The following is a 20,555-nucleotide window of genomic DNA, read 5'->3' as shown; positions in this document are numbered from 1 at the left end:
GCAATCACCCGTGGAGTCCATACCAAAGTGCTGCGGCCAGTCCTGGTAGACATGGCCCCATGACGGTTCGCTGGGGAGTCATCGGCACGGGCGGCATCGCCCGGTCCTTCGTCGGCGACTGCGTCGCCGCGGGCATCGAGTTCACGGCGGTCGGCAGCCGCACCCGCGACGGTGCCGAGGCGTTCGCGGCGGAGTTCGGCATCCCACGGGCGCACGGCTCCTACCAGGACCTCGTCGCCGACGACACGGTCGACGCCGTGTACGTCGCGACCCCGCACGTCCGGCACGCCGAGGACGCCCTGCTCGCGATCCGCGCCGGCAAGCACGTCCTCGTCGAGAAGGCCTTCACGATGACGGCGGCCGAGGCACGGACCGTGGTCGATGCCGCCCGTCGAGCCGGTGTCGCGGTGACCGAGGCGATGTGGACTCGGTTCCTGCCGCAGATGGCGATGATCCGCGAGGTCCTGGCCGAGGGGCGCATCGGCCGGCCGGTGCTCGTCGAGGCGACGCACCACCAGGCCCTGCCCACCGACCCGTCGCACCGGCTGCGCGATCCGGCCCTCGGCGGTGGAGCCCTGCTGGACCTGGGCGTGTACCCGGTGTCCTTCGCCGTCGACGTGCTGGGGGTGCCCACCTCGCTCGTCGCGGCCGGCACGCTGAGCGAGCAGGGCGTCGACACGCAGATGGGCATCGTCCTGACGCACGACGGCGGTGCGCAGTCGGTGATCCACTTCGGGATGGACGTGCGCAGTCCGAACACCGCCTCGGTCATCGGGGAAGCGGGGCGCATCGACGTCGACTCGACCTGGTACACCCCGACGACCTGGCGGATCCGCGACCGCGACGGTGTCGTGGTCGAGGAGTTCGACGCGCGCGAGGAGCTCGCCGGCTACGGCCACGAGGCGCGCGCGTTCGAGGCGATGGTCACGTCCGGCGTGCACGAGGGCGGTCCGATGGACGCCGAACAGTCGGTCGCGATCATGGCCGTCATGGACGAGGCCCGCCGCCAGGTCGGCGTGCACTACCCGGCGGACGACCCCTCAACAGCGCCCTGATCCGGGTCGCGTCGTCCACATCGGGACGATCCGGCCTGGAGGCTCCTGCCGCAGTTCCGTAGGATCGGTCACGATGTCCGAGCAGCAGCCCACCCCGCCTTCCGTACCGGAGCGTGTCCGCGCCGCCGTCGCAGCCGCGCGCGCCTCCGCCGTGCGCCGCCCGGTGCCCTGGATCGCCGGTGGGCTCGCAGCCCTGCTCGTGATCGGTTCGGGCGGGGCCGTCGCGGTCGCCGCCGCGATGACACCGGACACGGGCACGACGGCCGCGCCGGCGACCACGTCGCGCGCGACCTCGACCCCGAGCCGGTCGACCGCCACCACGAAGCGACCGACGAGCACGCCGACACCCACCCCGGACGCCCGCGCCGTGCCGAAGGACCCGGCCGGCCCGTCCGCGCTGCGCACCTGCTCGATCGCCGGTGCGGCGTCGGCGAGCGGTCTCGGCGCGTTCGAGGGGTACGTCATGGACGCGAAGACCGGCGAGGTCCTGTTCTCGAAGGACGGCGACAAGGCCGCCCAGACCGGCAGCGTCATGAAGACCCTGACGACGGCGACGGCGCTCGCGGTGCTCGGCGGCGACCACCGCATCCCGACCACCGTCACACAGGAGTCCGGCGGGACCATCGCGCTGGTCGGGCACGGCGACGCCACGCTGTCCGCCGGCAACGGCACGGTCTACCCGGGGGCCCCGACGCTCGCGCAGCTCGCCCAGCAGGTCAAGGCGAAGGTCGGCAACACCCCCGTCACCACCATCGTGACCGATGACACGTACTGGAGCGACGCCGACGCGTGGGACCCCACGTGGCCGGTGTCCGAGCGCACCATCGGATACCAGCCGAAGGTCACGGCGCTCATGGTCGACGGTGACCGGGCGAACCCGGCCGCGGCGACCTCGCCCCGGTCCGAGGACCCGGTCGGCCGTGCGGGCACCGCGTTCCGGACGGCACTGGCGAACGCCGGGGTCGCCGGGGCCGGGTCGGCACAGATCGTCAAGCGCGCCACGACCAGCACGAACACCATCGCGACGGTCTCGTCGCAGCCGGTGTCGACGCTGATCGGGCAGATGATCCCGAACTCGGACAACACCCTCGCCGAGATGCTCGCCCGGGTGTCGTCGAAGGAGTCCGGCTCGAACGGGTCGGCGGCCTCGCTGACCTCGGTGTACCAGTCGGCGCTCGGCTCCTACGGCGTCGACCCGGCCGGCATCGTCATCAAGGACGGCTCGGGCGAGAGCGCCGCCAACGCGGTGTCGCCGAACTTCGTCGCCCACCTCATGGTGCAGGTCGCCGCCGGTGCGAAGGGTCTCGGCACCCTCGCGAACGCCCTGCCCGTGTCGGGCCAGTCCGGCACCCTCGCCAGCCGCTTCACCGGCGCGAACGCCGTCGCCCGCGGCAAGGTGCACGCGAAGACCGGGTGGATCGACAGCGCGAACACCCTCGGCGGGTACATCGACGCCGCGGACGGATCGCGCCTGACCTTCGCGTTCTACGCCATCGGGTCCTCGCGTGCGGCCGCGCTGCCGGCGCTCGACGCGGTGACCGCGGCGGCCTACTCGTGCGGGAGCAAGCTCACCGACTCCTGAGTCACCGGGTGTTGGATGGGCCCATGGCACGGGCTCTCCTCATCGTCGACGTCCAGAACGACTTCACCGAGGGCGGTGCGCTCGGTGTCACCGGGGGCGCGGCCCTCGCGGAACGGATCAGCGCGTTCCTCGGCCGGCACGCCGAGGAGTACGACCTGATCGTCGGATCCCGCGACTGGCACCACGGCGACGACGACAACGGCGGACACTTCGCCGGACCCGAGGGCCCCGACTTCGTCGACACGTGGCCCGTGCACTGCGTGGCCGGCACACCGGGCGCCGAGTACCACCCGGAGCTCGACACCGAGCCGATCGACGTCGACGTCTTCAAGGGCCAGGGCACGCCGGACTACTCGGCGTTCCAGGCCCGGACCGAGTCGGGCGTGCCGTTGCCGGAGATCCTGACCGAGCACCGGGTGCACTCCGTCGACATCGTCGGCATCGCCACCGACCACTGCGTCCGGGCCTCGGCCCTCGACGCCCGCGCTGCCGGCATCGACGTCGCGGTCTACGAGGACCTGGTGGCCGGCGTCGACGACGAGCGCAGTGCCCGCGCGCTCGACGACATCCGAGCGGCCGGCGGGCACGTCGACCGCAGCGACATGGACGAGGGGCTCGCGAACCCCGGAGGAGCACAGCTGTGACCGAGACCAACACCGAGACGAGCACCGACACGAGCACCACCACCGGCGACCTCACCACGACCGTGGGCGACGAGCACGTCACCGTGCACGGCGTCCCGACCGGCCTGTTCATCGGCGGGTCCTGGCGCCCGTCGACGAGCGGCGCGACGTTCGCCGTCCGCGACCCCTCGACCGGCGACGTGCTGGCCGAGGTCGCCGACGCCACCCCTGAGGACGGCATCGCCGCGCTCGACGCCGCGGTCGCCGCGCAGCAGGAGTGGGCGGCCACCGCACCGCGCCAGCGCTCCGACGTCCTCCGCCGCGCGTTCGACCTGGTCCGCGCGCACGAGGACGACCTGGCCGCCCTGATGACGCTCGAGATGGGCAAGCCCCTGGCCGAGGCCCGCGGCGAGGTGGTCTACGGCGGCGAGTTCCTCCGCTGGTTCTCGGAAGAGGCCGTCCGCATCGGCGGCGACTACCGCACCAACCCCGAGGGCACCGGACGCGCGATCGTCCTGAAGCGTCCGGTCGGCCCGGTCTACGCGATCACCCCGTGGAACTTCCCCCTCGCCATGGCGACCCGCAAGATCGGCCCCGCACTGGCGGCCGGCTGCACGGTCGTCGTGAAGCCTGCGGAGCTCACGCCGCTGACCACGCTGTTCCTGGTCGAGCTGTTCCGCCGTGCCGGGCTGCCGGACGGCGTGCTCAACGTGGTGCCGTCCCTCGACGCCAAGGGCCTGTCCGAGCCGATCATCGCCGACCGCCGCCTCCGCAAGCTCACCTTCACCGGATCGACGCCGGTCGGGTCCGCGCTCCTCAAGCAGGCGGCGGACAACGTGCTCAGGACGAGCATGGAGCTCGGCGGCAACGCCCCTTTGCTGGTGTTCGACGACGCCGACCTCGACGCCGCGGTGGACGCCGCGATGCTCGCGAAGTTCCGGAACGTCGGCGAGGCCTGCACGGCCGCCAACCGGTTCTTCGTGCAGGACGGCATCGCCGACGCGTTCGTGGCCGCCCTCACTGCGAAGGTCGACGCGCTCCGCATCGGCCGGGGCACCGAGGACGGCACGACGATGGGGCCGCTCATCGACGACCGTGCAGTGGACAAGGCTGCCGGACTCGTCGACGACGCGGTCACCCGCGGCGCGCGGCTCGTCACCGGCGGACACCGCGTCGAGCGGCCCGGCACCTACTACGCGCCCACGGTGCTCGACGACGTGCAGCCGGGTTCGGACATCCTGACGACCGAGATCTTCGGACCGGTCGTGTCGATCACGCGCTTCGCGACCGAGGACGAGGGCATCCGGCTCGCCAACGACACCGAGTTCGGGCTCATCGCCTACGCGTTCACGACGGACTTCCCGCGCGGGCAGCGGCTCGCCGAACGCCTGGAGACCGGGATGCTCGGGCTGAACACCGGCGTCGTGTCGAACGCAGCGTTCCCGTTCGGCGGGGTGAAGTCGTCCGGCCTCGGCCGCGAGGGCTCGCACGAGGGCATCGAGGAGTACCTCGAGACCGTGTACGTGCTCACCCCGGACCCGTTCGCCGCCTGAACGGGCCCGACCGCGGGGCTCAGACCAGCAGCTGGTGCTTCGCCAGGTCGCGGTAGAGCGGCGTCGACTCGACGAGCTCGGAGTGCGTGCCGGCGCCGACGACCCGGCCGTGCTCGAGCACGACGATGACGTCGGAGTCCACCACGGTGGACAGCCGGTGCGCGATGACGAGCAGGGTGCGGTCCTCGGCGACGGCGTCGATCGCCAGCCGCATCTTCTGCTCGTTCACGCCGTCGAGCGACGACGTCGACTCGTCGAGCAGCAGGATCGGGGGAGCGGCGAGCAGGGCGCGGGCGATGGCCAGCCGCTGACGCTCGCCGCCGGAGAGCATCACGCCGTCCTCGCCGACCTGGGCATCGAGCCCACGCGGGTCACGGTGCAGCACCTCGCCGAGGTTGACCGCCTCGAGCACGCGGACGCAGTCGTCCTCGGTCGCGTCCGGCGAACCGAGCAGCAGGTTCGCTCGGATGGTGCCGGCGAGCACCGGGGCGTCCTGCTCGACGTAGCCGATCTGGGCGCGGAGCTCCTGGCGGTCCATGCCCCGGACGTCGATGCCACCGAGCCGGATGACGCCGTCGGTGGGGTCGTAGAACCGCTCGATCAGGGCGAGGGTCGTCGACTTGCCAGCACCCGACGGGCCCACGAGTGCGACCCGCGAGCCGCGGGGAACACGGAACGACACGTCGTGGAGCACCACGTCGTCGGCCGGACGCTCGTCGGCGAGCCGATCCGGGCCTCCCGGTCGATCCACCGCGCCGGACGCGACGGCGCCGTCCGGACCGGACGCATCCGCTGCAGCCGCGTACCGGAACGTGACGTGCTCGAACGTGATGGCGTCGTCGGAGGCGACCGCGGCGGCGGGGCGCGCAGCGGCGTCGTCCTGCGCCTCGGTCGGCAGGTGCAGGATCTCCTCGATCCGGCCGAGCGCACCGAGCGCCTGGGCGACCGCGACGGCGGCGCCCATCGCCTGGCCGAGCGGCATGATCATCATGAAGAGCAGCAGGATGAACGTGATGAGCGTGGCGATGGTGATGGTGCCCGCGGCGACCTGGGCCCCGCCGACGCCGAGCACGGCGATGAACGCCACCTGCATGACGATGCTCGCGACCGGCACGACGAACGCGGACATCTTCGCGATGTCGAGGCCGCGCTGGTAGGCCTCGGTCGCGTGTCCGTCGACCTCGTGCACCTCGCGCTCGGTGGCACCGGCCGCGCGGATGGTGCGGACGGCGCCGATGCCGCGCTCGACGGCCGCGGTCAGGTCGCCGACCTTCTCCTGCGCACGCTTCGACGCGACCCGGATGCGCCGGCTCAGTCCGCCGACGACCACGATCGCGACCAGGACGATGACGACCACGATCACGAGCAGCAGCGGGTCGATGATCGCCATCGCGATGATCGCGCCGATGAAGGTCAGGGCGCCGCCGATCGACTCGATCAGGCCCTGGGTCAGGACGGCGCGCAGGAGCGTGGTGTCGCTGCCGACGCGGGACACCAGGTCGCCGGTGCGACGGGTGTCGAACTCCGAGATCGGCAGGTTGAGGATGCGGGCGATGAGCTTGCGGCGCGTGGAGAGCACGACGCCCTCGCCCGCACGCTGCAGCAGGAAGTGCTGCACACCGTTCAGGACGCCGGCGACCAGGACGAGCCCGACGAGCAGCCAGACGAGCGTGCTGAGCGTGTTGCCCTGCTGCACCGCCGTGACGACCTGGTTGACGAGCAGCGGCTGCGCGAGCGACGCCCCGGCGCCGAGGATGCTCAGCACGATGATGACGACCATCGCCGGCTTGTTCTCGAACAGGTAGGACAACAGGCGGCCGAAGGTGGCGCGGGGGCCGTCGGTCTTCTTGGGGCGCGCGAAGGGGAGACTCATCGTGTTCCTAGTTTCTGCCGTACTTCTTGTGCACTGCCTGTCGGCTGACACCGAGCAGGGTCGCGATCTCCTGCCACGACGCCCCGGCGTTGCGGGCGGCACGGGCAGCGAGCTCTTCGGTCCGGTCGAGTTCACGGCGGAGCTCGCGCACGTTGGCGAGGGCGGAGAACGGGTCGTCCCCGGAGGCTCCGGCCGCGAGGCTCGTGATGGTCGGTCGGTCCATGGCTGTCAACCTACATTGACGTGCCGACAACTGTCAACCTGAGTTGACGGACAGGGTCGCGCCGTGCGGTGGACGCGACGGCGGACGGACGGGAGACCCGGTGCCAGCTGGCACCGGGCCTCCCGTCCGTCAGGTGGTCGCGTCTCAGGCGTCGGTGAAGTCCTTGCTCTTCGTCTCGCGGACGAAGAGCAGCGCGACGAGCGTCACCACGGCGGCGATCGTCAGGTACAGCCCGACCAGGAAGATGTTGCCGTCGGCCTGCCACAGCGCCAGGGCGATCGTCGGTGCGAGCGAGGCACCGAGGATCGACGCGACGTTGTACGCGATCGCCGAGCCGGTGTACCGGACGTTCGTCGGGAACAGCTCCGGCAGCAGGGCACCCATCGGCCCGAAGGTCAGCCCCATCAGGGACAGCCCGACGATCAGGAACGTCACCACCGTGATCGGACCCTGCGACGCCGCGAACCAGAACTGGAACGTCAGACCGAACAGCGCGATGCCGATCGTGGTCGGGATGAGGGTCTTCCGGCGCCCGAACTTGTCGGCCAGGATGCCGGCGATCGGGGTGAAGATGCCGAAGAACACGACGCCGATCATGAGCAGCGTCAGGAACTCACCGCGGCTGTAGCCGAGGCCGACCTTCGGGACGAGTGGACCGGCCTCGGCACCGGTGGTGCCGTACGACAGCGTGAACGTGGTCATGAAGTAGAAGAGGACGTACGTCGCGACCATGCCGAACGTGCCGACGATGAGCGCCTTCCACGAGGTGCGGAACACCCGGCCCAGCGGGATCTTCGCGACCGTGCCGGACTCCTGCACGCCGCGGAACACCGGCGACTCGACGAGCTTGAAGCGCACGTAGAGCCCGACGATGACCAGGACCGAGGAGAGCAGGAACGGGATGCGCCAGCCCCACGCCTGGAAGTCGGCGTTCGGGGTGCCGTCGGCACCGGCGGGCATCGCGGCGTTGATCGCGATGAACAGGCCGTTCGCGAGCAGGAAGCCGATCGGTGCGCCGAGCTGCGGCATCGAACCGAAGACGCCGCGCTTGCCCTTGGGGGCGTTCTCGGTGGCGAGCAGTGCCGCACCGGACCACTCGCCGCCGAGGCCGACGCCCTGGGCGAAGCGCATCACGGCGAGCAGGACCGGCGCCCACACGCCGATGGTGCTGAAGGTCGGCAGGCAGCCGATCAGGAACGTCGCGGTGCCCATGACGAGCAGCGACGCGACGAGGGTGGTCTTGCGGCCCACCCGGTCACCGAAGTGCCCGAAGATGATCGACCCGATCGGCCGCGCGAAGAAGGCGAGGGCGAACGTCACGAACGACGACAGCTGCGATGCCGTGGGGTCCTCGTTCGGGAAGAACAGCGTCGGGAAGACGAGGACCGCGGCCGTCGCGTAGACGTAGAAGTCGTAGAACTCGATCGAGGTGCCGACGAGGCTGGCGATGACGACGCGCGAGCGCGGGTTGCCTGCTGGTGCCGGAGCTGAGGTCGGGGTTGCTGGTGCCGGTGCGGCGGTCATGGGTGTCGTGTGGTCTTCCGTGGTGCGCGCTCCTGGCAGGGAGCACGGATACCCGAAACGGCGGACACCGATCGGTTCGCGCAGGGTGGCGCGGGCACCGATCGGGTGCGTTCGGTTGGTGGGGGACCGCTTGTGACGGAAGACAACATCGTACGACAGATGTCGCCCACCTGCGAATCAGCCCAGAGTCAGCTGGCGGCTCCTGCGCCGGCGCCCGCCCCGGCTTCCAGGTGTGCGGGCAGCTGGTGCCCCATCCGATCGCGCTTGGTGTCGAGGTACCCGGCGTTCTGCGCCGAGACGCCGACGACCAGCGGCACGAGCGACTCGACGGTGATGCCGTGCTCCTCGAGCTGGCGACGCTTCTCGGGGTTGTTCGAGAGCAGTCGCACGCGGGTGATCCCGAGTTCGGCGAGGATGCCCGCGGCACCCCCGTACGCACGGGAGTCGGCCGGCAGCCCGAGCGCCAGGTTGGCGTCGAGCGTGTCGAGGCCGTCCTCCTGCAGTCGGTAGGCCTTGAGCTTGTTGATGAGCCCGATGCCGCGCCCTTCCTGCCCGCGCAGGTAGACCACCACTCCGCCCTCGGCAGCGATGGTGTCGAGCGCGGCGTCGAGCTGGGGCCCGCACTCGCACTTCAGCGAGCCGAACGCCTCGCCGGTCAGGCACTCGGAGTGCACGCGGACCAGGGCGCCGTCGGATGGGGCGGACCCGTCGGGCAGCGCGCCGATGATCGCGACGTGCTCGGCGCCGGTCACGAGGTCGCGGTAGGCGCGCATCTGGAACGTGCCGTGGGTGGTGGGGACGTTCGTCGACACCTCGAACTGGACGGGGCTGCCCGGGGTGGAGGAGGTCAGCGCGTCGGTCATGGGGTGCTCCGGTCGTTCGTGGGCCCGTCGTCTCCGAACCCGGGTGCTGCGTCGTGCTGCTGCGGTGTCTGCTGCTGCGCTGTCTGTGGTGGCGCTGTCTGTGGTGGCGCTGGCTGCGGCTGCGCTGTCACGCTGCGTTGCGGTCGGGCTCGGACCAGCAGGTCAGGGCCCAGGCTGGTGGTCGATAGTACGTCCAACCGCCGACGCCCGGACATGCTTCCCACCCCGAGGTCGTCGAGGGCGACCCGGGGTCCGCCGAGCAGGATCGGGGCGACGTACACGAGGTACTCGTCGACGAGCCCGGCGGCGATGAGCGCGGACGCGACGGTGGGGCCGCCCTCGACGAACACCGAGTGCACGCCGTGCCCACGCAGGGCGGCGAGCGACGCGGCGAGGTCGTGCCCCGGCAGCGTCACGAGCCCACGGGGGTGTCGACGGACCGCGGCGTCGTCGGGGACGGCGCGGTCACCGAGCACGACCGCGAGCGGCTGGTCGGCGAGGAGTTCGCCCGCGTCACCCCGAGCGGTCAGGCTCGGGTCGTCGGCGAGCACGGTGCCGGTGCCGACCAGGATCGCGTCGTGCGCGGCACGCTGCTCGTGGACGTGCTGTCGGGCTGCGGCGCCGGTGATCCACTTGCTCGTCCCGTCGGCAGCCGCGGCGCGGCCGTCCAGGCTCGAGGCCCACTTCACGGTCACCCACGGGCGTCCGAGGCGGACCGACAGGAGCCACCGTTCGAGGAACGCCTCGGCCTCGTCGGCGAGCACACCGGACACGACGTCGACCCCGGCGGCGCGGAGTCGGTCGGCACCGCCGTGCACGTCCGCGCCCGGATCGTCGATCGCGTACACGACACGGGCGACCCCGGCCTCGATCAGGGCGACGGCGCAGGGGCCGGTGCGGCCGGTGTGGTTGCAGGGCTCGAGGGTGACGACGGCCGTCGCGCCGCGGAGCTGTGCCGGATCGACCTTCGCCATCGCGTCGACCTCGGCGTGCGGGGTTCCGGCGCCCTTGTGCCACCCCTCGGCGAGGACGTCGCCGGCGGGGGAGAGGATCACGGCGCCGACCCGTGCGTGGTCGCCCACGACGGGCCCGAGGGCCGCGAGTTCGAGCCCGCGGCGCATCGCCCGGACCTCGGTGGGTCGTGCCGTGTCGCTCACGGATCGAGCCTACCGGCGGTGGATCGGTGACGCGTCATCGTCGGGAACGCGGCGTCATGCGGGACCGGGTCACGGGGCGCTGTGTCACGGAGCGTCGGGCCACGGGAGGTCCGATGCGGGCGCGCCGTCGGGGCGGCGCAGGGCGGTCCAGGCGGTCGTCGGTCCGCCGTCGCGTCCGGGGATCCGTGCAGGCCCGGCGCCGGTGAACGAGAACCCGGCGCTGCGTGCGACCGCGGCCGACGCCGTGTTGCCCTCGTAGCACTCCCAGTAGACGTCCGGAGCACCGCCCTCGAACGCCCAGCCCACGACGAGCTCCACCGCATCGTGCATCAACCCGGCACCGCGGGCCGAGGGCGCCAGCCAGAAGCCGAGGTCGCGGCCGGCGGTGCGGTAGCCGATGATCCCCTCGAGCCAGGTCGACCCGCGGCGACGGATCGCCCAGGTGTACTCGCGGTCCGACGCCCAGCCGGGTCCGACCAGGGCGTCGACGAAGGTCCGTGCGTCCTGTTCGCGGTACGGCGTGGGGATCGTCGTCCAGCGGACGATGTCCGGGTCCTGACAGGCGTCGGTGATCGCCGCGGTGTCCGCCCGGGTCGGGACGTCCAGTCGGACCCGGGCGGACTCCAGCGTGACCGGCAGCACGGTCAGCCGCGCGAGCGCGGGACGAACCCGATCCGGTCGTACACGCGCGCCAGGGTCTCCTGCGCGATGGACTCGGCACGGTCTGCGCCGACGGCGAGCAGTCGGTCGAGCTCCGCCGGGTCGTCGAGCAGCTCGAGCGTGCGGGTGCGCACCGGCTCGAGCTCGGCGACGACGGCGTCGGCGACCGCGCCCTTGAGGTCCCCGTAGCCCTTGCCCGCGAACGATGCCTCGAGCTCGGCGACGGGGGTCCGGCTGAAGGCGGACAGGATCGCGAGCAGGTTCGTCACGCCCGGCTTCGCCTGCCGGTCGGAGCGGATCTCGCGCTCGTCGTCGGTGACGGCCGACTTGATCTTCTTCGCGGTGCGCTTCGGGTCGTCGAGCAGCCGGATCAGGCCGCTGTCGGACGCCGCCGACTTGCTCATCTTGCTCGTCGGGTCCTGCAGGTCGTAGATGCGCGCCGTCTCGGTGCCGATCCGGGCCTCGGGCACGACGAACGTGTCGCCGAACCGCGAGTTGAAGCGTCCGGCGAGGTCGCGGGTGAGCTCGACGTGCTGGCGCTGGTCGTCGCCGACCGGCACGACCTTGGTGTCGTACAGCAGGATGTCGGCGGCCATCAGGACCGGGTACGTGAAGAGCCCGACCGACGCGGCCTCGGACCCCTGCCGCGCCGACTTGTCCTTGAACTGGGTCATCCGGCTCGCCTCACCGAACCCGGTGAGGGTGTTGAGCACCCAGGCGAGCTCGGCGTGGGCCGGCACGTGTGACTGCACGAACAGCGTCGACTTCGTCGGGTCGATGCCCGACGCGATGTACTGCGCGGCCGTCGCCCGGGTGCTTGCGCGGAGCTCGGCCGGGTCCTGCGGCGAGGTGATCGCGTGCATGTCGACGACGCAGTAGATGGCGTCGAAGTCGTCCTGCAGGTCGCGCCACTGCATGAGCGCCCCGACGTAGTTGCCGAGGTGCAGCGAGCCGGCGGACGGCTGGATGCCCGAGAAGATGCGGGTCTTGGTCATGGTGGTGTCCCTGTGGGTCAGGTGGAGCGCAAGGAGTGGGGATCAGAGGTCGTAGTCGACGACCACGGGGGCGTGGTCGGACCATCGCTGGTCGTACGCCGCGGCGCGGTCGACCGTGTACTCCGTGACCTTCGCCGCGAGGTCGGGCGTGGCCATCTGGTAGTCGATGCGCCAGCCGGTGTCGTTGTCGAACGCCTGGCCGCGCCAGGACCACCACGTGTACGGCCCCTCGACGTCGCCGGCCTGCGCACGACCGACGTCCACCCAGCCGAGCCCCGGGCCCGTCGAGCCGTCAGCGCCCTCGACCGGTTCGCCGTCGGTACCGAAGAAGCGCGAGAAGTAGGCACGCTCGCGCGGCAGGAAGCCCGCTCGCTTGACGTTGCCCTTCCAGTTCTTGATGTCGCGCTGGTCGTGCCCGACGTTCAGGTCACCGACGACGACGGCGAGCGGGTTGTGTGCGCGGAGGGCGGGCAGCCGCTCGGTCATGGCGTCGAGGAACTTCCACTTCTCGTCCTGCTTGGGGGTGTCGACCTCGCCCGAGTGCACGTAGGTGGACACGACCGTGACCGTGGTTCCGCCGATCTCGTAGTCGGCTTCGAGCCAGCGGCCGGCGGAGTCGAACTCGTCCGGTCCGAGGGCGACGCGGTGGATCTGGGCGGAGTGTCGCGAGGCGATCGCGACGCCGGCCCGGCCCTTGGCGGTCGCCGGGTCGTGCACGATGTCCCACTCGTCGCCGAGCAGACCGGCCAGGTCTTCGCTCGACGCACGCACTTCCTGCAGGGCGAGCACGTCGACGTCGCGGGTGGCGAGCCAGTCGCCCATGCCCTTGCGGAAGGCGGCGCGGACGCCGTTCACGTTGACGGATGCGAGGCGCAGGCGTGTCATGCCGACCACCTTATCGGCGGGCGCCGACAGCCCCGGACCGCACCGGTTCGAGGTTCCACGACTCGCCGCGTGCCGTCCGCCGAGGTTCCACAGACCGACGTGGGGGACGCCGAGATGACGAGATTTCGGAACCTCGGGGGCGCGGGCCGGCCGTCGGGTCCGCGCGATCAGGCCGCGTCGTGGTCCGTCTGCAGGAACTCGACCAGGCTGTCGGCGGTGGTCTCGGCGTCGTCGCCGGTCACGGTGAGGCTGACCTCGTCACCGTTCTCGATGCCCAGACCGAGCAGGGCGAGGATGCTGCCGGCGTTGCCGGACTTGTCGCCCTTGGCGATCGTGACCTGGTGGCCGGAGGCCGTCACGGTCTGGACGAAGAGGGACGCGGGGCGCGCGTGCAGGCCGGACGCGCTGGCGACGGTCACGGTGCGGGTGGCTTCGGACATCGATGTACTCCTGTCGATGGGTGGTGCGCTCATGCTAGCGAGCGCCGGATGGGCGGGTCGGGCGAGCGGTCAGGGTCGACCGGGCCAGAACACCTCGGTGCCGGCGGCCTCGACCTCGCGGACCAGGTCGAGGTTGACGGCGGGGTCGGTGATGATCGTGTCGATGGCGGCGAGGGGTGCGACGCGGCCGAACTCCTCACGGCCGAACTTGGTGTGGTCGGCGAGCAGGATGCTCCGGCGGGCGGACTTGATCATCGCCGACTTCACCGCGGCCTCGGCCATGTTGTGGGTCGTCAGGCCGCGCTCCGGCGTGATGCCGTTGATGCTCACGAAGGCGACGTCGACGCTCACCATGCCGATGAGCTGGTGCGTCCACGTTCCGACGCCGGCCAGGGAGTCGCTGCGGATGTTGCCGCCGAGCAGGTGCAGGTCGATGCCCGGGCGGTTCGCGACGGCCATCGCGACGGGGAGGGAGTGCGTGACGACGGTGAGTCCGCGGTCGGTCGGCAGCATCTCGGCGAGGCAGATGGTGGAGGTGCCGGCGTCGATCATGATCGAGCCGTTCTCCGGCAGCTCCTCGAGCGCGGCCTCGGCGATGACCATCTTCTCGGCCTGGTTGATGCCGCCGCGGTCGCCGACGCCGGGGTGGATCGTGATGCGCTCGACCGGGATCGCGCCGCCGTGGGCGCGTCGGACCAACCCGCGGCGCTCGAGGCTCGTCAGGTCGCGGCGGATGGTCTCGGGAGTGACCTCGAGCAGCTCGGCGAGGTCCTTGACGTCGACCCGCCCCTGCGCGCGCGCCTGCTCGACGATGCGCTGGTGGCGTTCTGGTGCGTACATCGGACCTCGTCGTCTCCTGGTCGGAACGGAACGGACATGACCGGGCACGAACCTGACGGAACCGAGCCGGAGCGGCTGGCCGCCAGACGCAAACGGGCATCTGTTTCTGCATTTTTATCCCCGGATGTGTTTGTTTGTCAACGCGGATCGGGGTAGTGTGCTGCTCAGCCGCACCGGCGAGGTCCCGTCTCAGCCGTGCGCGCACCGAACGAACACCCCACCGCAAGCGCGTGTGAGATGAAGGAGTCTCGAATGTCCGAACTGCTCGGCACCGGCGTCGGTCGTGGCGTCGCCCACGGCCCCGTGCTCCGCATGGCGGACCCGCTCGGCGAACCGTCGAAGGACGCCCTGACCGGTTCGGCGGACGACGCGAAGCAGGCCGTGCACGACGCACTGGCCGCGGTGGCCGAGGACCTCAACAAGCGCGGACAGCTCGCCGGCGGCGACGCCCAGGCCGTGCTCGAGGCGCAGGCGCTCATGGCGCAGGACCCGACCCTCCTCGACGACGTGCACACGCGCATCGACGGCGGCACCAACCCGGAACGCGCCGTGTACGAGGCGTTCGCGCAGTTCCGCGACCTGCTCGTCGGCATGGGCGGCTACATGGGGGAGCGTGCAGCCGACCTCGACGACGTCGCCCAGCGCATCATCGCGAAGCTCCGCGGCGTGCACGCCCCCGGTGTCCCCGAGTCGGACACCCCGTTCGTCCTCGTCGCCCGTGACCTCGCTCCGGCCGACACCGCACTGCTGGACCTCGACAAGGTCCTCGCGCTGGTCACCCGCGACGGCGGCCCGACCTCGCACACCGCGATCCTCGCCCGCGCCAAGGGCATCACCGCGATCGTCGGCGTCACCGGTGCCGACGACCTGGCCGACGGGCAGCCGATCGTCGTCGACGCCGTCGCCGGCACCGTCGTCACCGACCCGTCCGAGGCCCTGGTGGCCGACGTCGAGCAGCGCATCGCCGACCGGCTCGCCGCGGCCGCTGCACCGCTCACCGCCGGTGCCCTGGCCGACGGCCACGTCGTGCCCCTGCTCGCGAACCTCGGCAGCCCCGCCGACGCCGCGGGCGCCGTTGCTCTCGGTGCGGAGGGCGTGGGGCTCTTCCGCACCGAGTTCCTCTTCCTCGACTCGCCGAAGGCGCCGACCGTCGACGAGCAGACCGAGTCCTACCGTCAGCTCCTCGCCGCCTTCCCGGGCAAGAAGGTCGTCGTCCGTGCGCTCGACGCCGGTGCCGACAAGCCGCTGCCGTTCCTCACCGACAAGGACGAGGAGAACCCGGCGCTCGGCCGTCGCGGGCTCCGTGCGCTGCGCAACCACCCCGAGGTGCTGCGCGACCAGCTCGTCGCACTCGCCCAGGCGGACGCCGCGACCGAGGCCGACCTCTGGGTCATGGCCCCGATGGTCGCCGACGCCGAGGAGACCGAGTACTTCGTCACCCTGGCCCGCGAGCTCGGCATCCGCACCGCCGGCGTGATGGCCGAGGTGCCGTCGCTCGCCCTGATGGCCGAACAGGTCTTCGAGAACGCGGACTTCGTGTCGATCGGCACGAACGACCTGACCCAGTACACGATGGCCGCCGACCGCATGCTCGGCACCGTCGCGTCCTACCAGGACCCGTGGCACCCCGCCGTCCTGCGCCTCGTCGCGCAGCTCGGAGCGGCCGGTGCCGACGCGGGCAAGCCCGTCGGCATCTGCGGTGAGGCCGCAGCCGACCCGCTCCTCGCCGTCGTGCTCGTCGGCCTCGGCGCCACCACCCTCTCCATGACCCCCGCGGCCCTGGCCGACGTGCGCGCCGAACTCGGTCAGCACACGCTCGAGCAGGCCCGCGAGATGGCCCAGGCGGCACTCGCCGCGTCCACGGCGGCGGCCGCGAAGTCCGCCGCGGCGGCCGCGCACGCCGTCTGAGCCGCACCATCCCCAACACCCCGTCCGCACCAGCAGCAGCTCCACCACACAGAAAGTCACCGCACATGACAACGTCGTCCGTTGCAGCGCCCGACGCACCCGCGAAGTCGCGGGGCGGCGCACGCGTCGCCGTTCAGAAGTTCGGCACGTTCCTCTCCGGCATGGTCATGCCCAACATCGCGATCTTCATCGCGTGGGGCCTGATCACCGCCTTCTTCATCGAGACCGGATGGACCCCCGTCGGGATCCTCGGCGGGTTCGGTGAGACGGACGGTGTGGCCAACATCGGTCTCGTCGGCCCGATCCTGACGTACCTGATCCCGCTCGCGATCGCCTTCCAGGGCGGCCGGATGATCTACGAGACCCGCGGCGCCGTCGTCGGCTCGATCATGGCGATGGGTGTCATCCTCGGTGCCAACGGCACGATCATGATCCTCGGCGCGATGATCTGCGGGCCGCTCGGCGCGTACCTCATCAAGCAGATCGACAAGATCTGGGACGGCAAGATCAAGCCGGGCTTCGAGATGCTCGTCAACAACTACGCGGCCGGCATCCTCGGCTTCGGGCTGGCGATGGTCGGGTTCTTCTGGCTCGCGCCGCTGTTCAAGCTCATCGCCGAGGGCCTCGGCGACGCGGTGAACTTCCTCGTCCAGCACTCGCTGCTGCCGCTCGCCAGCGTCATCATCGAGCCGGCCAAGGTGTTCTTCCTGAACAACGCCATCAACCACGGTGTGCTCGACCAGCTCGGCGCCCAGCAGGTGCAGGACTCCGGCAAGTCGATCCTGTTCCTGCTCGAGGCGAACCCCGGCCCCGGTCTGGGCATCCTGCTCGCCTTCACCTTCTTCGGTGTCGGCATCGCCCGCTCGACCGCTCCCGGTGCGATCCTCATCCAGTTCTTCGGTGGCATCCACGAGATCTACTTCCCGTACGTGCTGCAGAAGCCGGTCCTGTTCATCGCCGTCATCCTCGGTGGTGCGACGGGCGTCGGCACGAACGTCCTGTTCGGCTCCGGCCTGGTCGCCCCGGCATCGCCCGGATCGATCTTCGCCGTGCTGACGGCGACGGCGAAGGACAGCTACGTCGGCGTCATCCTGTCGGTCGTCCTGTCCGCAGCGGTCACCTTCGCGGTCGCGTCGTTCTTCCTGCTGGCCAGCCGCAAGCGCGACCTCGCCAACGGCGGCGGCGACATGACCGCAGCGTTCGACAAGATGCAGGCCACCAAGGGCCGCGACGCGAACGCCGCGACCGCAGGGCTCTTCGGCGGCACCGCCCCGGCCAACTCGGAAGAGGCAGCCGCCGCCGGCACCACCGCCACCGCGACGAAGGTCCAGAACCTCGTGTTCGCCTGCGACGCCGGCATGGGGTCGAGCGCCATGGGCGCCAGTGTCCTGCGCAACAAGATCAAGAAGGCGGGCATCGAAGGGGTCACGGTCACCAACAAGGCGATCGCGAACCTGTCCGGTGACGAGGACCTGATCATCACGCAGGAAGAACTGACGGACCGCGCCAAGCAGAAGAACCCGAACGCGCAGCACGTGTCGGTCGGCAACTTCATGAACGCGCCGCAGTACGACCAGGTCGTCGACCAGCTCAAGAACCAGTAACGCCACCACCAGTAACGAAGTGCAGTATCGGAGGGGACGGGGACATCCCCGTCCCCTCCGTCACGTCCTCGAACACCAAGGAGAACCACGATGCCCGTCCTGCAGGAGAGCCAGATCCGGATCCACGCCGAGGACACCGCGCCGACCAAGTCGGAGGCGATGAAGGAGGCGGCCGAGATCCTCGAAGCTGCGGGCGCGGTCACCGCTGACTACTACCCGGCGATGCTCGAGCGTGAGAAGAGCGTGTCCACGTACATGGGCAACTTCCTCGCCATCCCGCACGGCACGAACGACGCGAAGGACGCCATCAAGTCGTCCGCGCTGTCGTTCATCCGCTACGCCAGCCCGATCGACTGGGACGGCAACCCCGTGCGCTTCGTCGTCGGCATCGCCGGCGTGAACAACGAGCACCTCGACATCCTGTCCAAGATCGCGATCGTGTTCTCCGACGAGGACGAGGTCCAGAAGCTCACCGACGCGGCCGACACCAGCGCGATCCTGTCGATCCTCGGCGAGGTCAACGAGTGAGCACCACCGACCGGGGCACCGCCGTCCACTTCGGTGCCGGCAACATCGGCCGCGGCTTCGTCGGCCTGCTCCTGCACGAAGCGGGCTACGAGGTCGTCTTCGCCGACGTCGCCGCGCCGCTCATCGACGCCCTTGCCGCCGCCGACTCGTACACCGTGCACGAGGTCGGTACCGGAGCGCAGGACCACGAGGTCACGAACTTCCGCGCCCTGAACAGCGCGCAGGACGAGGACGGCGTCGTCGCCGAGATCGCCGCTGCCGCGATCGTGACGTGCGCCGTGGGTCCGAACGTCCTGAAGTTCATCGCCCCCGTCATCGCGCGGGCGCTCCAGCAGCGCGACGCGGACGCCGCGCCCATCGCCGTGATGGCGTGCGAGAACGCGCTGAACGCCACGGACCGTCTGCGCGAGTTCATCGTCGACGCGCTCCCGGCCGAGGGCCGTGACGCGGCGCTCGCGAAGGCCGTCTTCGCGAACACCGCCGTCGACCGCATCGTGCCGGCCCAGCCCGAGGGCGCCGGCCTCGACGTCACCGTCGAGACCTACTTCGAGTGGGCCATCGACCGCACGCCGTTCGGCGGCGACGAGCCGGCGATCCCCGGCGCGCACTACGTCGACGGCCTCGCTGCCTCGATCGAGCGGAAGCTCTTCACGGTGAACACCGGGCACGCCACCGTCGCGTACCACGGCTTCGTCGCCGGGGCCGACAAGATCTCCGACGCCATCGCGATCCCCGCCGTGCGCTCCGAGCTCGAGTCCGTCCTGGCCGAGACGAGCGACCTGCTCGTCCGCCGCCACGAACTCGACCCCGAGGTGCACCGCGCCTACGTCCAGGCGATCATCACCCGGTTCGAGAACCCGCACCTGCCCGACACGGTGACACGCGTCGGCCGGCAGCCGCTCCGCAAGCTGTCGCGCGACGAGCGCTTCGTCTCGCCCGCCGCGGCGCTGGCCGAGGACGGCACCGAGCCGACCGCGCTGCTCGACGCGATGGGCGCGGCGCTCCGCTTCGACGTCGCCGACGACGAGCAGAGCGTCGAGCTGCAGGCGCTCCTGGCCTCGGACGCGTCCGATGCCGACGTGGTGACGCAGATCACCGGCCTCGCCGCGGAGCACCCGCTGCACGCAGCGTTCGCGGACCGGGTGCGTGTCGCGCGCGGCTGACGCTCTCGACGTGGCTCAGTGATGACGGGAGGCCCGGTGCCAGCTGGCACCGGGCCTCCCGTCTTCACGTGGTCACCGCGACCGCCCCGCCCGGATGGTGAGTCCGCCGTGGTCCACCGTCAGCCGCACCGCCACCACGGTGCCGAACGGGTCGCCGTCGAGCTGGACCTGCTCGGGCTGGTCCAGCACGAGGTCGAGGACCCGTGCGCTCGTGTACCGCAGCGTCCGGGTGGCCGGGATGAGCCACGACAGGAACCGGCCGAACCCGGTCCGGTGGAAGAAGCGGTTCAGCGACAGGCCGTAGCCGACGCCGGCCCAGCCGACCGTCCGACCGGGGCGGAATGCGACCGCGTCGAGCACCCCGTCGTCCGGCTTCGCGGCGGGCAGCAGCAGGACGCCGGCGGTCAGGGTGCCGCAGTTGCCGACGATGACGGTGTGCGCCCGCATCGTCCGGGTGTCACCGTCGTCGAGTCGGTACCGCAGGTCGATCTGCCGGTTGCCGATCACGGACCGCATGATCGGGTCGGAGTACGCGAGCCAGCCGAACCGCTTCTTGAGCCGCGCGTTGGTGTTGGCCGCCATGTTCGCGTCGAGGCCGATACCTGCCATCACCAAGAAGGCGTGGCGCGTCGTCGTGCCCTGCGGGTCGGTGAGCTCGGCGAAGGCGAGGTCGACCGGCCGATCGGTCCCGCTGAAGGCGGCTCGGACCGAGCCGGCGACGTCGTTCAGCGGGATGCGGAGGTTCCGGGCGTACAGGTTCCCGGTGCCGACGGGGAGCACGGCGAGGGGCACGCCGGAGCCGTGCAGCACCTCGGCTGCGACGCGCAGTGTGCCGTCGCCACCGACGACCAGGACGACGTCCGGCGCGGTGGCGAGCGCATCGACCGCAGCGGCACGGCCGTCGTCGGACGCCGCGGTCTCGAACCAGGTCGTGGGATCCCAGCCGTTCCGGCCCGCCTCGGCCGCGACGGTGTTGCGGAGCACCCGCAGGTCGACCTTGGACGGGTTGACGACGATCGCGGCGCGCGGCATGGAAGGACGATACCGAACCGGGATCCGGCTCCGGAACGCACTGATCC

Annotated in this window: 18 protein-coding genes and 1 pseudogene; 8 read left to right on the top strand and 11 right to left on the bottom strand. The window is 71.1% G+C overall.

Annotated elements, in window-relative coordinates; translation table 11 throughout:
• Window positions 1-59: 59 nt before the first annotated feature.
• The 4 genes from ITJ60_RS00750 to ITJ60_RS00735 all read left to right on the top strand — a co-directional run bounded on the left by ITJ60_RS00750 (window position 60) and on the right by ITJ60_RS00735 (window position 4,813).
• On the top strand, window positions 60-1,055 hold the full coding sequence (locus tag ITJ60_RS00750) for a Gfo/Idh/MocA family protein (RefSeq protein WP_194646359.1): 996 nt from the start codon (window positions 60-62) through the stop codon (window positions 1,053-1,055).
• Between the two features lie 73 nt (window positions 1,056-1,128).
• Window positions 1,129-2,637: a D-alanyl-D-alanine carboxypeptidase/D-alanyl-D-alanine-endopeptidase gene (gene dacB / locus ITJ60_RS00745; protein ID WP_228509668.1), complete on the top strand. Its 1,509-nt coding sequence runs from the start codon at window positions 1,129-1,131 to the stop codon at window positions 2,635-2,637.
• A gap of 23 nt (window positions 2,638-2,660) precedes the next feature.
• A complete protein-coding gene (locus ITJ60_RS00740; RefSeq protein WP_131845653.1) occupies window positions 2,661-3,281 on the top strand; it encodes an isochorismatase family protein in 621 nt (206 codons plus the stop codon).
• Between the two features lie 62 nt (window positions 3,282-3,343).
• A complete protein-coding gene (locus tag ITJ60_RS00735) occupies window positions 3,344-4,813 on the top strand; it encodes an NAD-dependent succinate-semialdehyde dehydrogenase (RefSeq protein ID WP_194647046.1) in 1,470 nt (489 codons plus the stop codon).
• A gap of 19 nt (window positions 4,814-4,832) precedes the next feature.
• Here ITJ60_RS00735 and ITJ60_RS00730 read toward each other — a convergent pair whose 3' ends face one another.
• The 10 genes and pseudogenes from ITJ60_RS00730 to ITJ60_RS00685 all read right to left on the bottom strand — a co-directional run bounded on the left by ITJ60_RS00730 (window position 4,833) and on the right by ITJ60_RS00685 (window position 14,273).
• Window positions 4,833-6,686 carry an ABC transporter ATP-binding protein gene (locus ITJ60_RS00730; protein WP_194646358.1) on the bottom strand — a complete coding sequence of 618 codons (1,854 nt, stop codon included), beginning with the start codon at window positions 6,684-6,686 and terminating at the stop codon, window positions 4,833-4,835.
• Window positions 6,687-6,693: 7 nt separating this feature from the next.
• The gene (locus ITJ60_RS00725) at window positions 6,694-6,909 is read right to left on the bottom strand and encodes a helix-turn-helix domain-containing protein (protein ID WP_123292166.1); all 216 of its coding nucleotides are present in this window, start codon (window positions 6,907-6,909) and stop codon (window positions 6,694-6,696) included.
• Window positions 6,910-7,053: 144 nt separating this feature from the next.
• Window positions 7,054-8,433 carry an MFS transporter gene (locus ITJ60_RS00720; protein WP_131881370.1) on the bottom strand — a complete coding sequence of 460 codons (1,380 nt, stop codon included), beginning with the start codon at window positions 8,431-8,433 and terminating at the stop codon, window positions 7,054-7,056.
• 188 nt (window positions 8,434-8,621) lie between these two features.
• Window positions 8,622-9,263, bottom strand: a pseudogene (gene ribA / locus ITJ60_RS00715) (GTP cyclohydrolase II); the annotation flags it as partial.
• Between the two features lie 29 nt (window positions 9,264-9,292).
• Window positions 9,293-10,417 (bottom strand): bifunctional diaminohydroxyphosphoribosylaminopyrimidine deaminase/5-amino-6-(5-phosphoribosylamino)uracil reductase RibD, encoded by a 1,125-nt coding sequence (gene ribD, locus ITJ60_RS00710; protein ID WP_228509727.1) that lies wholly within the window; start codon window positions 10,415-10,417, stop codon window positions 9,293-9,295.
• 120 nt (window positions 10,418-10,537) lie between these two features.
• Window positions 10,538-11,095 (bottom strand): GNAT family N-acetyltransferase, encoded by a 558-nt coding sequence (locus tag ITJ60_RS00705; RefSeq protein ID WP_194646355.1) that lies wholly within the window; start codon window positions 11,093-11,095, stop codon window positions 10,538-10,540.
• A 2-nt stretch (window positions 11,096-11,097) separates the two neighbouring features.
• Entirely contained in the window at window positions 11,098-12,108 is a 1,011-nt protein-coding gene (gene trpS, locus ITJ60_RS00700; protein ID WP_111084195.1) for a tryptophan--tRNA ligase, read from the bottom strand.
• A gap of 42 nt (window positions 12,109-12,150) precedes the next feature.
• Window positions 12,151-12,993 (bottom strand): exodeoxyribonuclease III, encoded by an 843-nt coding sequence (locus ITJ60_RS00695; RefSeq protein WP_194646354.1) that lies wholly within the window; start codon window positions 12,991-12,993, stop codon window positions 12,151-12,153.
• 167 nt (window positions 12,994-13,160) lie between these two features.
• Window positions 13,161-13,433 carry an HPr family phosphocarrier protein gene (locus ITJ60_RS00690; RefSeq protein WP_111086640.1) on the bottom strand — a complete coding sequence of 91 codons (273 nt, stop codon included), beginning with the start codon at window positions 13,431-13,433 and terminating at the stop codon, window positions 13,161-13,163.
• A gap of 69 nt (window positions 13,434-13,502) precedes the next feature.
• Complete coding sequence (locus tag ITJ60_RS00685) at window positions 13,503-14,273, bottom strand: DeoR/GlpR family DNA-binding transcription regulator (RefSeq protein ID WP_111086639.1); 771 nt, start codon at window positions 14,271-14,273, stop codon at window positions 13,503-13,505.
• Window positions 14,274-14,525: 252 nt separating this feature from the next.
• On the opposite strand from ITJ60_RS00685, the gene ptsP reads away from it, so the two are divergent.
• The 4 genes from ptsP (at window position 14,526) to ITJ60_RS00670 (ending at window position 19,476) form a co-directional block, all read left to right on the top strand.
• On the top strand, window positions 14,526-16,181 hold the full coding sequence (gene ptsP, locus ITJ60_RS00680) for a phosphoenolpyruvate--protein phosphotransferase (protein ID WP_194646353.1): 1,656 nt from the start codon (window positions 14,526-14,528) through the stop codon (window positions 16,179-16,181).
• A gap of 65 nt (window positions 16,182-16,246) precedes the next feature.
• Complete coding sequence (locus ITJ60_RS00675) at window positions 16,247-17,785, top strand: PTS mannitol transporter subunit IICB (RefSeq protein WP_185047005.1); 1,539 nt, start codon at window positions 16,247-16,249, stop codon at window positions 17,783-17,785.
• Window positions 17,786-17,875: 90 nt separating this feature from the next.
• Window positions 17,876-18,313 (top strand): PTS sugar transporter subunit IIA, encoded by a 438-nt coding sequence (locus ITJ60_RS18720; protein ID WP_228509667.1) that lies wholly within the window; start codon window positions 17,876-17,878, stop codon window positions 18,311-18,313.
• Window positions 18,310-19,476, top strand: a complete 1,167-nt coding sequence (locus ITJ60_RS00670) for a mannitol-1-phosphate 5-dehydrogenase (RefSeq protein WP_194646352.1) — start codon at window positions 18,310-18,312, stop codon at window positions 19,474-19,476. Before ITJ60_RS18720 ends, ITJ60_RS00670 begins: the two co-directional genes overlap by 4 nt.
• Before the next feature lie 72 nt (window positions 19,477-19,548).
• On the opposite strand, the gene ITJ60_RS00665 is transcribed toward ITJ60_RS00670, so the two are convergent.
• Entirely contained in the window at window positions 19,549-20,508 is a 960-nt protein-coding gene (locus ITJ60_RS00665; RefSeq protein ID WP_194646351.1) for a diacylglycerol/lipid kinase family protein, read from the bottom strand.
• Between the last annotated feature and the right edge of the window lie 47 nt (window positions 20,509-20,555).

Source organism: Curtobacterium sp. VKM Ac-2884 (genome assembly GCF_015350945.1).
Taxonomy (GTDB): Bacteria; Actinomycetota; Actinomycetes; order Actinomycetales; family Microbacteriaceae; genus Curtobacterium.
This window is presented reverse-complemented; position numbering and strand designations above follow the sequence as displayed.